This window comes from Pseudomonas hormoni, assembly GCF_018502625.1.
GTDB lineage: Bacteria > Pseudomonadota > Gammaproteobacteria > Pseudomonadales > Pseudomonadaceae > Aquipseudomonas > Aquipseudomonas hormoni.
In genome coordinates, this window is the sequence record NZ_CP075566.1 from 5164668 (window position 1) to 5180572 (window position 15905).

Annotated in this window: 13 protein-coding genes; 11 read left to right on the forward strand and 2 right to left on the reverse strand. The window is 60.1% G+C overall.

Features of this window, described 5'->3' with window-relative positions:
* Positions 1-11 precede the first annotated feature (11 nt).
* Positions 12-986, forward strand: coding sequence for a serine/threonine protein kinase (locus tag KJF94_RS24085; protein WP_214379296.1), 975 nt, complete (start codon positions 12-14; stop codon positions 984-986).
* Positions 987-1191: 205 nt separating this feature from the next.
* Positions 1192-2079, forward strand: coding sequence for an EamA family transporter RarD (gene rarD, locus KJF94_RS24090; protein WP_214379298.1), 888 nt, complete (start codon positions 1192-1194; stop codon positions 2077-2079).
* 215 nt (positions 2080-2294) lie between these two features.
* On the opposite strand, the gene KJF94_RS24095 is transcribed toward rarD, so the two are convergent.
* Entirely contained in the window at positions 2295-2813 is a 519-nt protein-coding gene (locus tag KJF94_RS24095) for a glycine cleavage system transcriptional repressor (RefSeq protein ID WP_007947710.1), read from the reverse strand.
* Positions 2814-3377: 564 nt separating this feature from the next.
* Between KJF94_RS24095 and KJF94_RS24100 the strand changes: the two genes are divergently transcribed.
* Positions 3378-5555, forward strand: a complete 2178-nt coding sequence (locus KJF94_RS24100) for a malate synthase G (protein ID WP_214379300.1) — start codon at positions 3378-3380, stop codon at positions 5553-5555.
* Between the two features lie 197 nt (positions 5556-5752).
* Here the strand turns inward: KJF94_RS24100 and KJF94_RS24105 are convergent, their stop codons facing one another.
* Positions 5753-6199 (reverse strand): response regulator, encoded by a 447-nt coding sequence (locus KJF94_RS24105; RefSeq protein ID WP_214379302.1) that lies wholly within the window; start codon positions 6197-6199, stop codon positions 5753-5755.
* Between the two features lie 254 nt (positions 6200-6453).
* Between KJF94_RS24105 and KJF94_RS24110 the strand changes: the two genes are divergently transcribed.
* From KJF94_RS24110 to KJF94_RS24145, 8 genes are all read left to right on the forward strand, one after another.
* Entirely contained in the window at positions 6454-8394 is a 1941-nt protein-coding gene (locus tag KJF94_RS24110) for a putative nucleotidyltransferase substrate binding domain-containing protein (protein ID WP_214379304.1), read from the forward strand.
* Positions 8391-9098 carry a 3'-5' exonuclease gene (locus KJF94_RS24115; RefSeq protein WP_214379306.1) on the forward strand — a complete coding sequence of 236 codons (708 nt, stop codon included), beginning with the start codon at positions 8391-8393 and terminating at the stop codon, positions 9096-9098. The genes KJF94_RS24110 and KJF94_RS24115 overlap by 4 nt, the downstream gene beginning before the upstream one ends.
* 266 nt (positions 9099-9364) lie before the next feature.
* Positions 9365-9883 (forward strand): RNA polymerase sigma factor, encoded by a 519-nt coding sequence (locus KJF94_RS24120; protein ID WP_214379308.1) that lies wholly within the window; start codon positions 9365-9367, stop codon positions 9881-9883.
* Positions 9880-10851: a FecR domain-containing protein gene (locus KJF94_RS24125; RefSeq protein ID WP_214379311.1), complete on the forward strand. Its 972-nt coding sequence runs from the start codon at positions 9880-9882 to the stop codon at positions 10849-10851. The genes KJF94_RS24120 and KJF94_RS24125 overlap by 4 nt, the downstream gene beginning before the upstream one ends.
* Before the next feature lie 267 nt (positions 10852-11118).
* Entirely contained in the window at positions 11119-13554 is a 2436-nt protein-coding gene (locus KJF94_RS24130; protein ID WP_214379313.1) for a TonB-dependent siderophore receptor, read from the forward strand.
* A 72-nt stretch (positions 13555-13626) separates the two neighbouring features.
* Positions 13627-14757 carry a PepSY-associated TM helix domain-containing protein gene (locus KJF94_RS24135; RefSeq protein WP_214379315.1) on the forward strand — a complete coding sequence of 377 codons (1131 nt, stop codon included), beginning with the start codon at positions 13627-13629 and terminating at the stop codon, positions 14755-14757.
* A complete protein-coding gene (locus KJF94_RS24140) occupies positions 14754-14939 on the forward strand; it encodes a hypothetical protein (protein WP_214379317.1) in 186 nt (61 codons plus the stop codon). The genes KJF94_RS24135 and KJF94_RS24140 overlap by 4 nt, the downstream gene beginning before the upstream one ends.
* 140 nt (positions 14940-15079) lie before the next feature.
* Positions 15080-15709, forward strand: coding sequence for a glutathione S-transferase (locus KJF94_RS24145; protein WP_214379319.1), 630 nt, complete (start codon positions 15080-15082; stop codon positions 15707-15709).
* The last annotated feature ends 196 nt before the right edge of the window (positions 15710-15905 follow it).

Genomic DNA, 15905 nt, shown 5'->3' on the forward strand with positions numbered 1-15905 from the left:
CAGGAGTCAGCATGGCCCACCCGTTTGCAACCCTCACCCCAGACCTCGTGCTCGATGCCGTCGAAAGCATCGGCTTTCTCAGCGACGCGCGCATTCTGGCGCTCAACAGCTACGAGAACCGCGTCTATCAGGTCGGCATCGAAGACTCCGAGCCACTGATCGCCAAGTTCTACCGCCCGCAGCGCTGGACCAACGAAGCGATTCTCGAAGAGCACCAATTCACCTTCGAACTCGCCGAGTGCGACGTACCCGTGGTGGCGCCGATGATTCACAACGGCGCCAGCCTGCACGAACACAACGGTTTCCGTTTCACCCTGTTTCCCCGCCGTGGCGGACGCGCGCCGGAGCCGGGCAACCTCGATCAGCTGTATCGGCTGGGCCAACTGCTTGGTCGCCTGCACGCCGTCGGCGCGACCAAACCGTTCGAACACCGTGAAGCCTTGGGCGTGCAGAACTTCGGTCATGCCTCGCTGACGACGCTGCTCGAAGGCAACTTCATCCCCAAAAGCCTGCTGCCGGCCTACGAGTCCGTGGCCCGCGACCTGCTCAAGCGTGTGGAAGACGTCTACAACGTCACGCCTCACCAGAACATCCGCATGCATGGCGATTGCCACCCCGGCAACATGATGTGCCGCGACGAAATGTTCCACATCGTCGACCTCGACGACTGCCGCATGGGCCCGGCGGTGCAGGACATCTGGATGATGCTCGCCGGTGACCGTCAGGAATGTCTGGGGCAGCTGTCGGAATTGATGGACGGCTACAACGAATTTCACGACTTCGACCCGCGGGAACTGGCGCTGATCGAACCGCTGCGCGCGCTGCGCCTGATGCACTACAGCGCCTGGCTGGCGCGGCGCTGGGACGACCCGGCGTTCCCGCACAGTTTTCCGTGGTTCGGGACCGAGCGGTATTGGGGGGATCAGGTGTTGGCGTTGCGTGAGCAATTGGCGGCGCTCAACGAAGAGCCCCTAAAACTTTTCTGACACACCGAAAATCCCTGTGGGAGCTAGCCTGCTAGCGATGACGGCAACACATGCAACATCGATGCAAGCTGATACAGCACCGGCAAGCCGGCCTAGCGCCTACAGGTCATGTGTTCACAATTGCCCGACGTATTCGGGCGGGACATTCGTAGACAAATTTCCTTACAATCCCCTCTTTAGTTAGCTGCCTAAGCAAGGATTCTGCATGCAAGCCGCCAACCCGCGTCGCGGGTACATCCTGGGCCTGAGTGCCTACATCATCTGGGGCCTGTTCCCGATCTACTTCAAAGCCATCGCCAACGTGCCCGCCGTGGAGATCATCATCCACCGCGTGCTCTGGTCTGCGTTGTTCGGTGCCTTGCTGCTGATGGTGTGGAAGCATCCGGGCTGGTGGCGCGAGCTGCGTGACAACCCGAAACGGCTGGCGATCCTCGCGCTGAGCGGCACGCTGATCGCGGCCAACTGGCTGACGTACGTCTGGTCGGTGAACAACGGGCGCATGCTCGAAGCCAGCCTCGGTTACTACATCAACCCGCTGGTGAACGTGTTGTTGGGGATGTTGATCCTCGGCGAACGGCTGCGGCGCATGCAGTGGATCGCAGTGGGTCTGGCGGCGGTCGGTGTGGCGCAACAGGTGTGGCAGGTCGGCAGTCTGCCGTGGGTGTCGCTGGTGCTGGCGCTGACGTTTGGCTTCTACGGTTTGATCCGCAAGCAGGCACCGGTCAAAGCCCTGCCCGGCCTGGTGGTGGAAACCTGGATGCTGGTGCCGATTGCCATGGCCTGGCTGCTATTCAATCAGACGGCCATGAGCGCTCAGCCCGAGTTCTGGACGACTACCGAAGCCTGGTGGCTGGTTGCCGCCGGGCCGGTAACCCTCGTGCCGCTGGTGTGTTTCAACGCCGCCGCACGGCATTTGCCCTACACCACGCTGGGATTCCTCCAATACCTGGCACCGACATTGGTGCTGCTGCAAGCCGTGCTGCTGTTTGGCGAACACTTGTCGTCCAGCACACTGGTGGCGTTTATCTTTATCTGGGCCGGGCTGGCGGTTTACAGCGTCGATGCGTGGATAAGTTTGCGCCGTCGCAGCTGATCAAAAATCGTACGAACCTTTGCAGGCCACGTATTTCGTGGCCTGCATCGATCTTTCCCAAGGTTATCCACAACGTGATCCCCGGCGTATGTGCGCAACTTGTTGAATCTGATGATTTTTTGATCAGTTCTTGAAGAAGCCCGGCCGGCGTGGGCTGGCGGGCTGTCTCTACAGGTTATCCACAGGCAGGTGCACGTATAACTTGGATAACCCTGTCAGGGTTCGCTGCGCAGGACCAATTCCACCATCAAATCGTCCGCCAGGGTTTCCAGGCGCGACTGCAACACATCCAGAGACAGGGTCAGCGGCACGGCGAGAATCGCTTCGGCGTGGAACAGCGGCTCGCTGCTCATCGGCGCCGGACGCACTTCGGTAACCAGTCGTTCCAGATTGACCCCCTGCTCACTCAACAGACGCGTGATGTCGCGCACGATCCCCGGACGGTCGTTGCCCACCAATTCCATGGCGATTGGTTTCCAGGTGCAGGATTGCTCGATGCCACTTTCGGCAATCAACACGCGAATGCCATGGGCCGACAACGCCTGCAGGGCATCGACCAATTCGTCGTAGGCCTCGGCCGGCACGCCCACCCGAAGAATCCCGGCAAATTGCCCGGCCATACGTGACATGCGGCTTTCCAGCCAGTTGCCGCCGTGCTCGGCAATGCACTGGGCGATGCGCTCGACCTGCCCAGGTTTGTCCGGTGCGAAAACAGTGAGTACGAGGTGGTCCATGGCGCAGCCCTCTTTTGTTATAGAAAGAGAAGTATAGGCAAGGGTTATTGCTGCGTTGAATCGGCCGACGCCTTCGCGGGCAAGCCTCGCTCCTACAGGTTTTGTGTCGGTCGCCAATTTTGTGAACGACACAAAACCTGTAGGAGCGAGGCTTGCCCGCGAATCGGAGCATCGCCAATGAACCTGTCAAACACAAATCGTGTACAACTTCTTATAATTAACTGGAACAATCTCATAGTTTTTTGAGAACATCCCCATCCCCGACGTGACTGCAATGCGTCATGGGGTCGCAGAACGACGTAATTAGTCTAATTTTCACAACCGCAATTCATCATGTAGTATGCCGCAGCGCGCACTACATGACGTTGGATCGATGTCTGCCACAGGCGCAGTCGCAGCCCTGAAAGCCCTATCAGCAAGGCCTCAAAGCCGTTGATCGGTTCCATCCCAGCCGCCCGAAATGGCATGTACTGGTGGAAGGGGTTTGTGGTTTAAATAGCCAGAGGCTTCATTGTTAATTTGAAGAGCTGAAAAGCGAAATAGCTGAGCAGAGTGAGGCAAGCAATGACTGAACACGTTCAAGTCGGTGGCCTGCAGGTCGCCAAAGTCCTGTTCGACTTCGTGAACAACGAAGCCATTCCCGGAACCGGCCTCACCGCCGATAAATTCTGGGCCGGTGCCGACAAGGTCATTCACGACCTGGCGCCGAAGAACAAAGCCCTACTCGCCAAACGCGATGATTTCCAGGCTCGTATCGATGGCTGGCACCAAGCGCGTGCTGGTCAGGCGCACGACGCCGTGGCCTATAAAGCCTTCCTGCAAGACATCGGTTATCTCCTGCCAGAAGCGGCCGATTTCCAGGCAACGACGCAAAACGTCGATGACGAAATCGCCCGCATGGCCGGCCCGCAGCTCGTGGTGCCGGTGATGAACGCCCGCTTCGCGCTCAACGCCTCGAACGCCCGCTGGGGCTCGCTGTACGACGCGCTCTACGGCACCGACGCCATCAGCGAAGCTGACGGCGCGGAAAAAGGCAAAGGCTACAACAAGGTTCGCGGCGACAAGGTGATTGCCTTCGCCCGCGCCTTCCTCGACGAAGCCGCGCCATTGGCCGCCGGCTCCCACGTCGATTCCACCGCCTACAAGATCGTTGACGGCAAACTGGTGGTCGCCCTCAAAGGCGGCAGCAACAGCGGCCTGCGCAACGACGCGCAGCTGATCGGTTTCCACGGCGATGCAGCGGCACCCACCGCGATCCTGCTGAAAAACAACGGCCTGCATTTCGAAATCCAGGTCGACGCCAGCACCCCGGTCGGCCAGACCGACGCTGCCGGCGTCAAAGACATCCTGATGGAAGCCGCGCTGACCACCATCATGGACTGCGAAGACTCCGTCGCTGCCGTCGATGCCGATGACAAAGTGGTGATCTACCGCAACTGGCTCGGCCTGATGAAGGGCGACCTGTCGGAAGAAGTATCCAAGGGCGGTCAGACTTTTACCCGCACCATGAACGCCGACCGCACCTACACCGGCGTTGATGGCAAGGAACTGAGCCTGCACGGTCGCTCGCTGCTGTTCGTGCGCAACGTTGGTCACCTGATGACCATCGACGCGATCCTCGACAAAGACGGCAACGAAGTGCCGGAAGGCATTCTCGATGGTCTGGTGACTTGCCTGGCGGCGATCCACAGCCTCAACGGCAACAGCTCGCGCAAGAACAGCCGCACCGGTTCGGTCTACATCGTGAAGCCGAAGATGCACGGCCCCGAAGAAGCCGCGTTCACCAACGAACTGTTCGGTCGCATCGAAGACGTGCTGGGCTTGCCGCGCAACACGCTGAAAGTCGGGATCATGGACGAGGAGCGCCGCACCACGGTCAACCTCAAGGCGTGCATCAAGGCGGCCAGCGAGCGCGTGGTGTTCATCAACACCGGTTTCCTCGACCGCACGGGCGATGAAATCCACACCTCCATGGAAGCCGGCCCGATGGTGCGCAAGGCGGACATGAAGGCTGAGAAGTGGATCGGCGCTTACGAGAACTGGAACGTCGATATCGGTTTGAGCACCGGCCTGCAAGGTCGTGCGCAAATCGGAAAAGGCATGTGGGCAATGCCGGACCTGATGGCAGCGATGCTCGAACAGAAAATCGCTCACCCGCTGGCCGGTGCCAACACGGCTTGGGTGCCATCGCCGACGGCTGCTGCGCTGCACGCGCTGCACTACCACAAGGTCGACGTGTTCGCCCGTCAGGCCGAGCTGGCCAAACGTGCCCGCGCTTCCGTGGACGACATCCTGACCATCCCGCTGGCGGTAAACCCGCAGTGGACCGCGGAACAGATCAAGAACGAACTGGACAACAACGCCCAGGGCATTCTCGGTTACGTGGTGCGCTGGATCGACCAGGGTGTTGGCTGCTCGAAAGTGCCGGACATCAACGACGTCGGCCTGATGGAAGACCGTGCCACGCTGCGGATTTCCAGCCAGCACATCGCCAACTGGCTGCGCCACGGTATCGTCACCGAAGAGCAAGTGATGGAAAGCCTCAAGCGCATGGCGCCGGTGGTTGACCGTCAGAACGCCAACGACGCGCTGTACCGTCCGCTGGCACCGAATTTCGACAGCAACATCGCCTTCCAGGCGGCGGTCGAACTGGTGGTTGAAGGCACCAAACAGCCGAACGGCTACACCGAGCCGGTTCTGCACCGTCGTCGTCGCGAGTTCAAGGCTGCGAATGGTCTGTAACTGAGCTATTACGCCGAACAAAAAAAGGCCCTGATCGAAAGATCAGGGCCTTTTTTGTTCACTTCAAATCGGCGGTGCTGCCTTCGCGGGCGAGCCTCGCTCCTACAGGATTTTCGTCGCTCGTGAGTAACGCACAACTCTGTAGGAGCGAGGCTTGCCCGCGAAGGCGATCTGAAGGACAACACATCAGCTAGATGTTACGGCTCCATCCCCAGCTCATGCTTGACCAGCGCCAACAGCTTGCCGGTATCGATTGGCTTCAGCAGGAAATCCACCACGCTCAAATGCATGGCGGCAATCGCGTCCTTCACGTCGGCATCGCCCGAAACGATGATGATCGGCATGGCTGCCCGAACGGATTCACGGACTTTGCGGATCAAATCCAGGCCGTCAATGTGTCCCATCCGCAGGTCAGTAATCACCAAGCCGATCGATGGCTTCTCATCCAGCATCTTGAGCGCGGTTTCACCGCTGGCCGCGGTCATGCAACGAATGCCATCCAGACCCAGGATTTCCGACAGCAGCTCACGCGCATCTTTATCGTCATCGACGATCAGCACCCGTTGCGGCGGCAGGTCGGGTTCCAGCATGACGGCACTCAGCGCCTCGCGCTCGGCGTCGCTCAAAATATCGTGGTCGGACATAACGTTCTCTAAATGTTCAATTTCATTCCCTAGCACAGTGGTGAGACATCGCTAAGCAGACCTTGAATGTGCACTTCGTCGGATTTATTTCCTATAGGGGAAAGGATAGATTCTTCCCAAGATTGCGTAAGGTATTTCCGAAATTTCATCACCGAAAGGCCCGACCTAGACTTACGTCCAATGGGCACCCAGCGCTCCGGGGCCGACCATGGCTGAGTCATCCGACAACAACAATTCAAAAAAAGACTGCGGTAATGGTTATGAGTAAAGCGGACGCCTTCACACAGGCAGGGAAAACCGCGGTGTTGCAAAACATCCAGGGCACTTTGCAATTCCTTCAGCGCTTCCCGCCCTTCAATCAAATGGAACACGCTCACCTGGCGTACCTGGTGGAACAATGTCAGCTGCGTTTTTATGCGCCCGGCGAAAGCATCATCAAGCCCGCCGATGGCCCGGTTGAACATTTCTACATCGTCAAACAGGGTCGCGTCGTCGGTGAACGCCCCCACACGGCCAAGGGCGGCACCGAAACCACCTTCGAAATCACCACCGGCGAGTGCTTCCCCCTTGCCGCGCTACTGGGTGAGCGTGCGACGCGCACCGAACATCTGGCCGCCGAAGACACCTTTTGCCTACAGCTGAACAAGCTGGCGTTCATCAAACTGTTCGCACTTTCCAACGCGTTTCGCGACTTTGCCCTACGCGGCGTCAGCAGTTTGCTGGATCAGGTCAACCAGCAAGTCCAGCAAAAAGCCGTGGAAACCCTCGGCACTCAGTATTCGCTGAATACGCGCCTTGGCGAATTGGCCATGCGCCATCCGGTGACGTGCAGCCCCGCAACGCCTTTGCGCGAAGCCGTGACCCTGATGCACGAGCAGCAGGTCGGCAGCATTGTGGTGGTCGATGAACACAAGGCGCCGCTGGGGATTTTCACCCTGCGCGACCTGCGTCACGTGGTGGCCGAAGGCACCAACGACTTCAGCGAAGCCATCGAATTGCACATGACCCAGGCGCCGTTTTTCCTGACGCCGGACCACAGTGCCTTTGATGCGGCGATTGCCATGACCGAGCGGCATATCGCCCACGTTTGCCTGGTCAAGGATCAGCGCCTGTGCGGCGTGGTCTCGGAGCGTGACCTGTTTTCCCTGCAACGGGTCGATCTGGTGCATCTGGCGCGGACCATCCGCAGCGCCCAGCGCGTGGAGAACCTGGTGGCGATGCGCGGCGAAATCGGCCAACTGGTGGAGCGCATGCTCGCCCATGGCGCGTCTTCGACCCAGATCACCCACATCATCACCCTGCTCAACGACCACACCGTGTGCCGGGTAATCGAACTGACCCTCGCCGAGAAAGGCGACCCCGGCGTGCCGTTCAGTTGGCTGTGTTTCGGCAGCGAAGGCCGCCGCGAACAGACGCTGCACACCGATCAGGACAACGGCATTCTGTTCGAGGCGCGGGACGCCGCGCATGCCGCCGAGATTCGCGGCAAGTTGCTGCCCATCGCTCAACACATCAACCAGAGCCTGGCGCTGTGCGGTTTCACCCTGTGCAAGGGCAACATCATGGCTGGCAACCCCGAGCTGTGTTTGTCCCGGGCTGAATGGGCGCGACGTTTTGCGGCGTTTATTCGTGAAGCGACGCCGGAGAACCTGCTGGGTTCGAGCATCTATTTCGACCTGCGCGTGGTCTGGGGCGACGAGCAAAGCTGCGATCAGTTGCGCCGTGGGATTCTCGATCAGGTCGCCGACAACCGGCTGTTCCAGCGGATGATGGCCGAAAACGCCCTGCGCAACCGTCCGCCCGTAGGCCGTTTCCGCGAGTTCGTGCTGGCGCGCAAGAATGGCGAGAAAGCCACGCTGGACCTGAAAGTCCAGGGTCTGACGCCCTTTGTCGACGGCGCCCGATTGCTCGCACTGGCCCACGGCATCGAGGCCAACAATACGCTGGAGCGCTTTCGCCAACTGGTCGAAAAAGAGGTCATCGAACGGCTGGACGGTGCGGCGTACGAAGAGGCGTATCACTTCATCCAGCAAACCCGCATGCAGCAACATCAGCTACAGACCCGGGAGAACTTGCCCTACTCCAACCGGGTCGATCCCGACAGTCTCAATCATCTGGACCGACGCATCCTGCGCGAATCCCTGCGCCAGGCCCAACGCCTGCAAAGCAGCCTGACGCTGCGGTATCAGCTATGAGCCTGTTTTCGTGGCTGCGCCCGGCAGGCCCGATGTTGACCGGGGAATTGCAGCAACGCCTGATAGCCTTGCCGGCGGGTGCCGAACTGAGCGAATGCAGCCTGCGCGAGCAGCGCTGGGTGGTGCTGGACCTGGAAACCACCGGGTTGAATATGAACAAGGATCGAGTGCTGTCCATCGGCGCGGTGGTGATTGAGGACGGGGCGATCGACTTCAGCCAGCAGTTCGAACGCACCCTTCAATGCACGGATATGAAAGTGGCGCCCAGCGTGTTGATTCACGGCTTGGGGCCGAGTGCGATTGCCGCCGGCAGTGATCCGGCGCAGGCCCTGGTCGAGTTCATGGAGTTTGTGGGTGACAGTCCGGTGCTGGCGTTTCATGCGCCTTTTGATCAGCACATGCTCGGGCGCGCGTTGAAGGATCATCTGGGTTACAAGCTGCAGCATACGTTTCTTGATGTGGCCGACATCGCCCCGCTGCTGTGCCCTCAGGCGCAGATTCGCGAGGCGGGGCTGGATGAGTGGATCGACTGGTTCAAGCTCGAAGTGTTCGAGCGCCACAACGCCAGTGCCGATGCGCTGGCGACGGCGGAACTGGCGTTGATCCTGTTCAGCCGCGCGCGGCAACAGCAGATTCATAGCCCGTTGAATCTGCAGCAGCGGGTGAGTCAGTGGAAACGCAGGCAGCGCTCGCCTTCCTTTTAGACCTCACACCTGTCTCTGTGGCGAGGGAGCTTGCTCCCGCTGGGGTGCGAAGCAGCCCCCTGCATTCTCCAGACAAATCGTGTTCGCAGGTTTTGCGACTGCTGCGCAGCCGAGCGGGAGCAAGCTCCCTCGCCACAGGTATGTGTTTACCGTTGAACCGCACCGCTCAAATCCACCTGACCAGTGGCCAATTGCTTACCTCCCCCGCCTCTGCCACAATCGCGAACAATTCTCGTTAGTTAACACTTCCCAATCGGTGATGCTGCGTGTCGTCAGTCCAAAGCCCCCACAGTGAGCTCGTCGGTGCGTTATATCGCGACCACCGCAGCTGGCTATTGGCCTGGCTTCGACGCAATGTCGCCTGTCCGCAACGGGCCGAAGACCTGAGTCAGGACACCTTCGTGCGGTTGCTGGGCCGTGATCAATTGAACGAACCGCGCGAACCGCGGGCGTTTCTGGTGGCGATCGCCAAGGGCCTGCTGTTCGACTATTTCCGCCGCGCCGCGCTGGAACAGGCTTACCTCACTGAACTGATGCTGATTCCCGAAGGCGAACAACCGTCGGTGGAGGAACAGCAACTGATCCTCGAAGATCTGAAAAACATCGATCGCCTGCTCGGCAAACTCTCCAGCAAAGCCCGGGCAGCGTTTCTCTACAACCGTCTCGACGGCCTCGGCCACGCCGAAATCGCCCAGCGCCTGGGCGTGTCGGTGCCGCGAGTGCGTCAATACCTGGCTCAGGGCATTCGTCAGTGCTACATCGCGCTGTACGGTGAGCCGGTATGAGCCCGGTCAGTTCCAAACCGGTCTCGGCACAGGTGCTGGACGCGGCGATTGCCTGGCAATTGTCGCTGGACTCCGGCAACCCGGTGGAGCGCGAGGAGTTCGCCAAATGGCACGCCGCCCACGAAGAGCACGCCCGCGCCTGGCGCCAGTTGGGCATGCTCGATCAGCGTTTCAGCGTGGCCAGCGGCCCGGCCCGCACCGCGTTGCTGCAATCGCGTGAAAGCATTCGCCGACGGGTGCGCAAGCTGGGCAGTGGCGTGGCGAGCATCGTCGCGGTGATTGGTCTGGCGCTATTCGCCGGTGAACGTTATCTGCCGGTCGACTATTGGCTGGCCGATCAGCGCACCGCCACCGGCGAGCAACGCACCTTGCGCCTGAGCGACGGCACCGTGATCAACCTCAATACCCACAGTGCCGTAGACGTGCGCTTTGATGAGAAGCAGCGCCGGGTGATTCTTCAGGACGGGGAAATCCTCGTCGAAACCGGCCACGGCGATGCCCGGCCGTTTATCGTCGAAACCCGCGAAGGCAGCATGCGCGCACTGGGCACGCGGTTCCTGGTCAAACGCGAAGAAGAAGGCACGCGCCTGAGCGTGCTGCAGTCCGCCGTGGCTGCCCATCCGGAGTCGAGCCCGGAAGAACAGATTCTGCGCGAAGGCCAGCAAGTGCTGATGCGCAACAATGGACTGGGCCCGATCATCGCGCTCAACCTCGGCGCCGATGCCTGGACCCGCGGCATGCTGGTGGTGGACAACGCGCGCCTGGAGGATCTGGTCCATGAACTCGGGCGCTATCGTCGCGGGCATCTGGGCGTTGCGCCAGAGGTTGCCGACCTGCGGATCACCGGCAGTTTCCCGTTGCATGACACCGATCTGGCGTTGAGCGCCCTGTTGCCGACGTTGCCGGTGCAGATCGAGCAGCACACGCAATGGTGGGTGACGGTGGCGAAGGCGGATGCCAAGCCCTGAGGCAGGCCATTTGTGGCGAGGGAGCTTGCTCCCGTTGGGTCGCGGAGCGTCCCCAGCTGTTTTAAGAAAACGCATTCGTTGGTTTTGGGCCTGCTTCGCAGGCCAGCGGGAGCAAGCTCCCTCGCCACAGGGTTTGGCGTATGCCTCAAGGCTGATGCGCACCGATTCACTAATTGAATCGAAATTATTTTCATCCAGCCCTATCACTTTTGGTTTTTCGTTCGGCACCTAGGCAATTGAGAAGTATTCCCTTTCAGGAGCCGCCGTATGTCCCGTTCGCTAGACACCTTGTTGCGCCCCAGTTTGCTGGCGGTCGCCATTGCCCTTTGCACTCCTCTGGCCAGCAGCCAACTGATCGCTGCGGAACAGGCGTCCAGCGTTCGCGCCTACAACCTGCCGGCCGCTCCTTTGGCCAGCACCTTGAACCAGATCGCCAGCCAGTCTGGCCTAGCGTTGTCGCTGAATCCGGCACTGGCAGCGGGCAAAACCTCCGCCCCGGTCAACGGTCAGTACGATGCCGTCGGCGCCCTGCGCGCGGCCTTGAATGGCACCGGTCTGCAACTGGAACAGAGCAGCACCGGCACCTACAGCCTTGTGGCCGTGCCTGAAGGCGTGATGGCTTTGCCGGAAACCGCCATCATCGGCGTGGAAAACACGGAAAGCGCGTGGGGCCCGGTGGAAGGTTACCTGGCCAAGCGTACCGCCGCCGGGACCAAGACCGACACCGCGTTGGTTGAGGCGCCGCGTTCGATCTCTGTGGCGAGCCGTGAGCAGATGCAAGACCGTGCGGTACAGAACCTGGATGACGCCGTACGTTACATGCCCGGTGTCGTTGCCAGCAGCTACGGCAGCGACAGTCGCGCCGAATGGCTGAAGGTTCGCGGTTTTGAACCTACCCAGTTCCTCGATGGGTTGCCGCTACCAAAGGGCACCTACACCATGCCGAAGATGGAAACCTGGGATCTTGAGCGCGTGGCTTTACTGCGTGGCCCTGCGTCCTCAGTCTACGGCCAGACGCCGCCCGGTGGTTTGATCGATATGGTCAGCCGCCGCCCTGAACAAATTGCCAGCAACGAAGTGCAATTGCAGGTCGGCAGCTACCAGCGCAAGCAGATCAGCTTCGACAGTACTGGCCCCGTCGATGACGAAGGGCGTTTTTTATACCGTGTCAGCGGCGTGGTGCGCGATAGCAACACCGCCATCGAACATAACGACGACAAGCGCTACAACATCGCTCCCAGCCTGACCTGGAATATCGATCCCGATACCAAGCTGACTTTCCTCAGCCAGTTCAATCGCGACGATACCGGCATCACCAGCCAATTCCTGCCACTACAGGGCACCAAGCTCTCATCGCCCGCCGGTGAGGTGAAGTACCACAAGAACCTCGGCGATCCGAGCTGGGAGTTCTACGACAAGACTTACTACGCCTTGGGTTATGCCTTCGAGCACCGGATGAACGACGTTTGGCAATTCCGTCAAAACCTTCGCTATACCAAGAGCGATCTGTCGTTCCAAGGCATCACCGCCGGCGGGTTCTTCGGTTCGGTCAGTGATGACGGTACCGTGGCTCGGGGTGCCAACGTCGTGAACGAGGACATCAGCCAGTTCGCTGTGGACAACAACTTCCAGGCCGATTTTGACACCGGTGCAATCAAGCACACGCTGTTGCTGGGCCTGGACCACCAACGCGTCAATACCAATTACAAATGGCTGTTCGGTAGCGCGCCGACCAGCAACATCATCAACCCGATTTACGGTCAAGACTTCAGTAACGTCAACTACACCGCGTTCAATGATTACAACCAGAAGACCCATGACACGGGCCTATACGTTCAGGACCAGATGGCCCTCGACAACTGGCGTCTGACTTTGGGCGGTCGTCAGGACTGGCTGCATACCGACTCGACCTTCTACAACATGAACGACGCCAAGGACACCCGTGACGATACCGCCTTCACCGGTAACGCGGCCCTCAGTTATGTATTCGATTCCGGCTTCACACCTTACATTTCCTATGCCGAGTCCTTTCAAGCCGAAGCCGGTGGAGCCAATGGTGAAGCTTTTCAGCCGGGTACGGGCAAGCAATATGAAGTGGGTCTCAAGTACCAACCTCCAGGCAGCGATATCCTGTTTACGGCAGCGGCCTACGACCTGACCAGAAAAGACATCGTGCTCAGTGACACCTTGGGGGTATCGCGCCCACTAGGGGAAGCAAAAGTACGTGGCTTTGAGCTGGAAGCAACCGGCAACGTCAACGAAAACCTCAAATTGACGGCCGCGTACACTTACGCCAACACCAAGATGACCAAAGTCACCAGCCCCTTGGACAAAAACCGCCCACTGCCTCTAACCCCGGAAAATCAGGCCTCTGTCTGGGGTGACTACACATGGCATACGGGTGTTCTGGATGGCTTCGGACTCGGCTTTGGCGTGCGCTACATCGGAGAAACAGACAACATCGCCATTGGCAGCATGGCCTTCGTGCGTGATGAATCGGACGGACATTCCGACTCTTACACCGTCTATGACGCAGCCGTACATTACGACCTCGGCCGTCTGGACAACGCGCTCAAAGGCGTCAGCGTCGCCGTCAATGCGAATAACGTGTTCGACAAGGAATACATATCGACTTGTGACGGTTTCTATTGCTACTACGGCGACCGCCGCAACGTGATGGCCAGTGTCAATTACAAGTGGTAACGGTTTGATCTGATACGCGCTGCAACCAGGCCGTCCTTCGTGGACGGCTTTGGTATTTCTAAAGGCTGAGAAATGAAAAGCAAAACAATTCGCCGCTGGTCCTTCGTCCACACCTGGACCAGCCTGATTTGCACGGTCTTCCTGCTGATGCTGGCGCTGACCGGCTTGCCGCTGATCTTCCATCACGAGATCGACCACCTGCTGGGTGATGCCGCCGAGTTGAAGTCCATGCCGGCCGACACCCCGCAGCTGAATTTGCAGCAGTTGGTGCAGGCCGCGGAAAAACATCGTCCCGGCGAAGTCATGCAGTATTTCGGCTTCGACGAAGACGAACCCAACGCCGCGATCGCGATCATGGCAGCCACTGCCGGCACCGAACCGAATTCGTCCCACACCTTCATGCTCGACGCCCGTACCGGCGAAGCGCTGGAGATGCCATCGGCCAATGGCGGCTTCATGATGGTCATGCTGCGCCTGCACGTGGACATGTTTGCCGGCCTGCCGGGCAAGCTGTTGCTGGCGTTCATGGGGTTGATGTTTGTCGTGGCGATCGTGTCCGGAACGGTGCTGTACCTGCCGTTCATGCGCAGGCTGAAATTCGCCACCGTGCGCCAGGACAAATCCACCCGCCTGCGCTGGCTCGACCTGCACAACCTGATCGGTGTGGTCACCCTGACCTGGGCGCTGGTGGTTGGCGTGACCGGCGTCATCAGTGCTTGCGCCGACCTGCTGATCGCCGCGTGGCGCAACGACAGCCTGAGTGCGATGGTCGCGCCGTACCGCGACGCGCCACCCCTGACACAATTGGCGCCAGCCACCCGCCTGCTCGACATCGCCAAGGAAGTCGCGCCCGGCATGCAGCCAGACTTCATCGCCTTCCCCGGCACGCGGTTTTCCAGCGAACACCATTACGCGGTGTTCATGAAGGGCAGCACACACCTGACCTCGCACTTGCTGACGCCGGTGTTGATCGACGCCAGTACATTACAAGTCACCGCGGTGGCTGAAAGGCCGTGGTACATGGACGCCATGGGCATGTCGCAACCGCTGCACTTCGGTGATTACGGCGGCATGCCGATGAAAATCCTCTGGGCAACGATGGATGTGCTGACCATCATCGTGCTCGGCAGCGGGGTTTACCTGTGGGTGGTGCGGCGCAAGGCAGCCAGACCAGTGCTTGAACAAGCGGAGGCGCAAGCATGAGGCCGAGGCAGTCGAATTTCTGGAAGGTCTTCGCCACCCCGACCGTCATCGCCCTGCTCAGCGCCGCGGGTTTGTTTGCCGCGTTACTGGGGGATGGCGTGTGGGATGCCTTGAGCTGGTTGGGCCTGGGTGTTCCCGCAATCCTCGCCCTGCGCGGGTTGCTCCAGCGCAAAACCCTGTAGGAGCAAAGCTTGCTCGCGAAGGGGTCAGCGCGGTCTGACGGACTGACCGAGGCGATCCCTTCGCGAGCAAGCTTTGCTCCTACAGGCTGTCGGCCCAACGCGCTATGCTCCCGACACTGTCCACCGACCGAGACGCTGCCATGTCCGCCCCCAGCATGACCCTCTACCACAACCCGTTGTCGCCCTTCGTTCGCAAAGTCATGGTGCTGCTGCACGAAACCGGTCAGCAAGACCGCGTCGCCCTGCAAAACTGTGTGCTGACCCCGGTCGCCCCGGACCTGCCGCTTATCGACGACAACCCGCTGAGCAAAATCCCGGCCCTGCGCCTGGCAGACGGCAACGTCATCCATGACAGCCGGGTGATCCTCGATTACCTCGACCACCAGCACGTCGGCAATCCGCTGATCCCCCGTGAAGGCTCGGCCCGCTGGCGGCGCCTGACTCTGGCGTCCCTGGCCGACGGGATCATGGACGCCGCGGTGCTGGTTCGTTATGAAGTCGCCCTGCGCGCCCCGGAGAAACATTGGGACGAATGGCTCGACGGCCAGCGCGACAAGATTCGCCGCGCCTTGGCGCTGCTGGAAAAAGACGCGATTGCCGAGCTGACCAGCCATTTCGATGTGGCGGCGATCAGTGTGGCGTGTGCGCTGGGTTACCTCGACCTGCGCCATCCGGATCTGGAATGGCGCGAGTCGAATCCGCAGTTGGCCGCGTGGTATTTCGAGGTGAGTCAGCGGCCTTCGATGGTGGCGACGATGCCTAAGGTCTAGATTTTCGCTGGCTGGACCGGCCTCATCGCGAGCAGGCTCGCTCCCACATTTGATCTATGGTTTTCACATATTTTGTGTTCACAATCGATCCTTTGTGGGAGCGAGCCTGCTCGCGATGGCACCACACCGGATCTACCGGAAACAACCCGAATATCAGCGTCGCCAACACCTCCCCCTCCCGCTGATCCTCACGCAA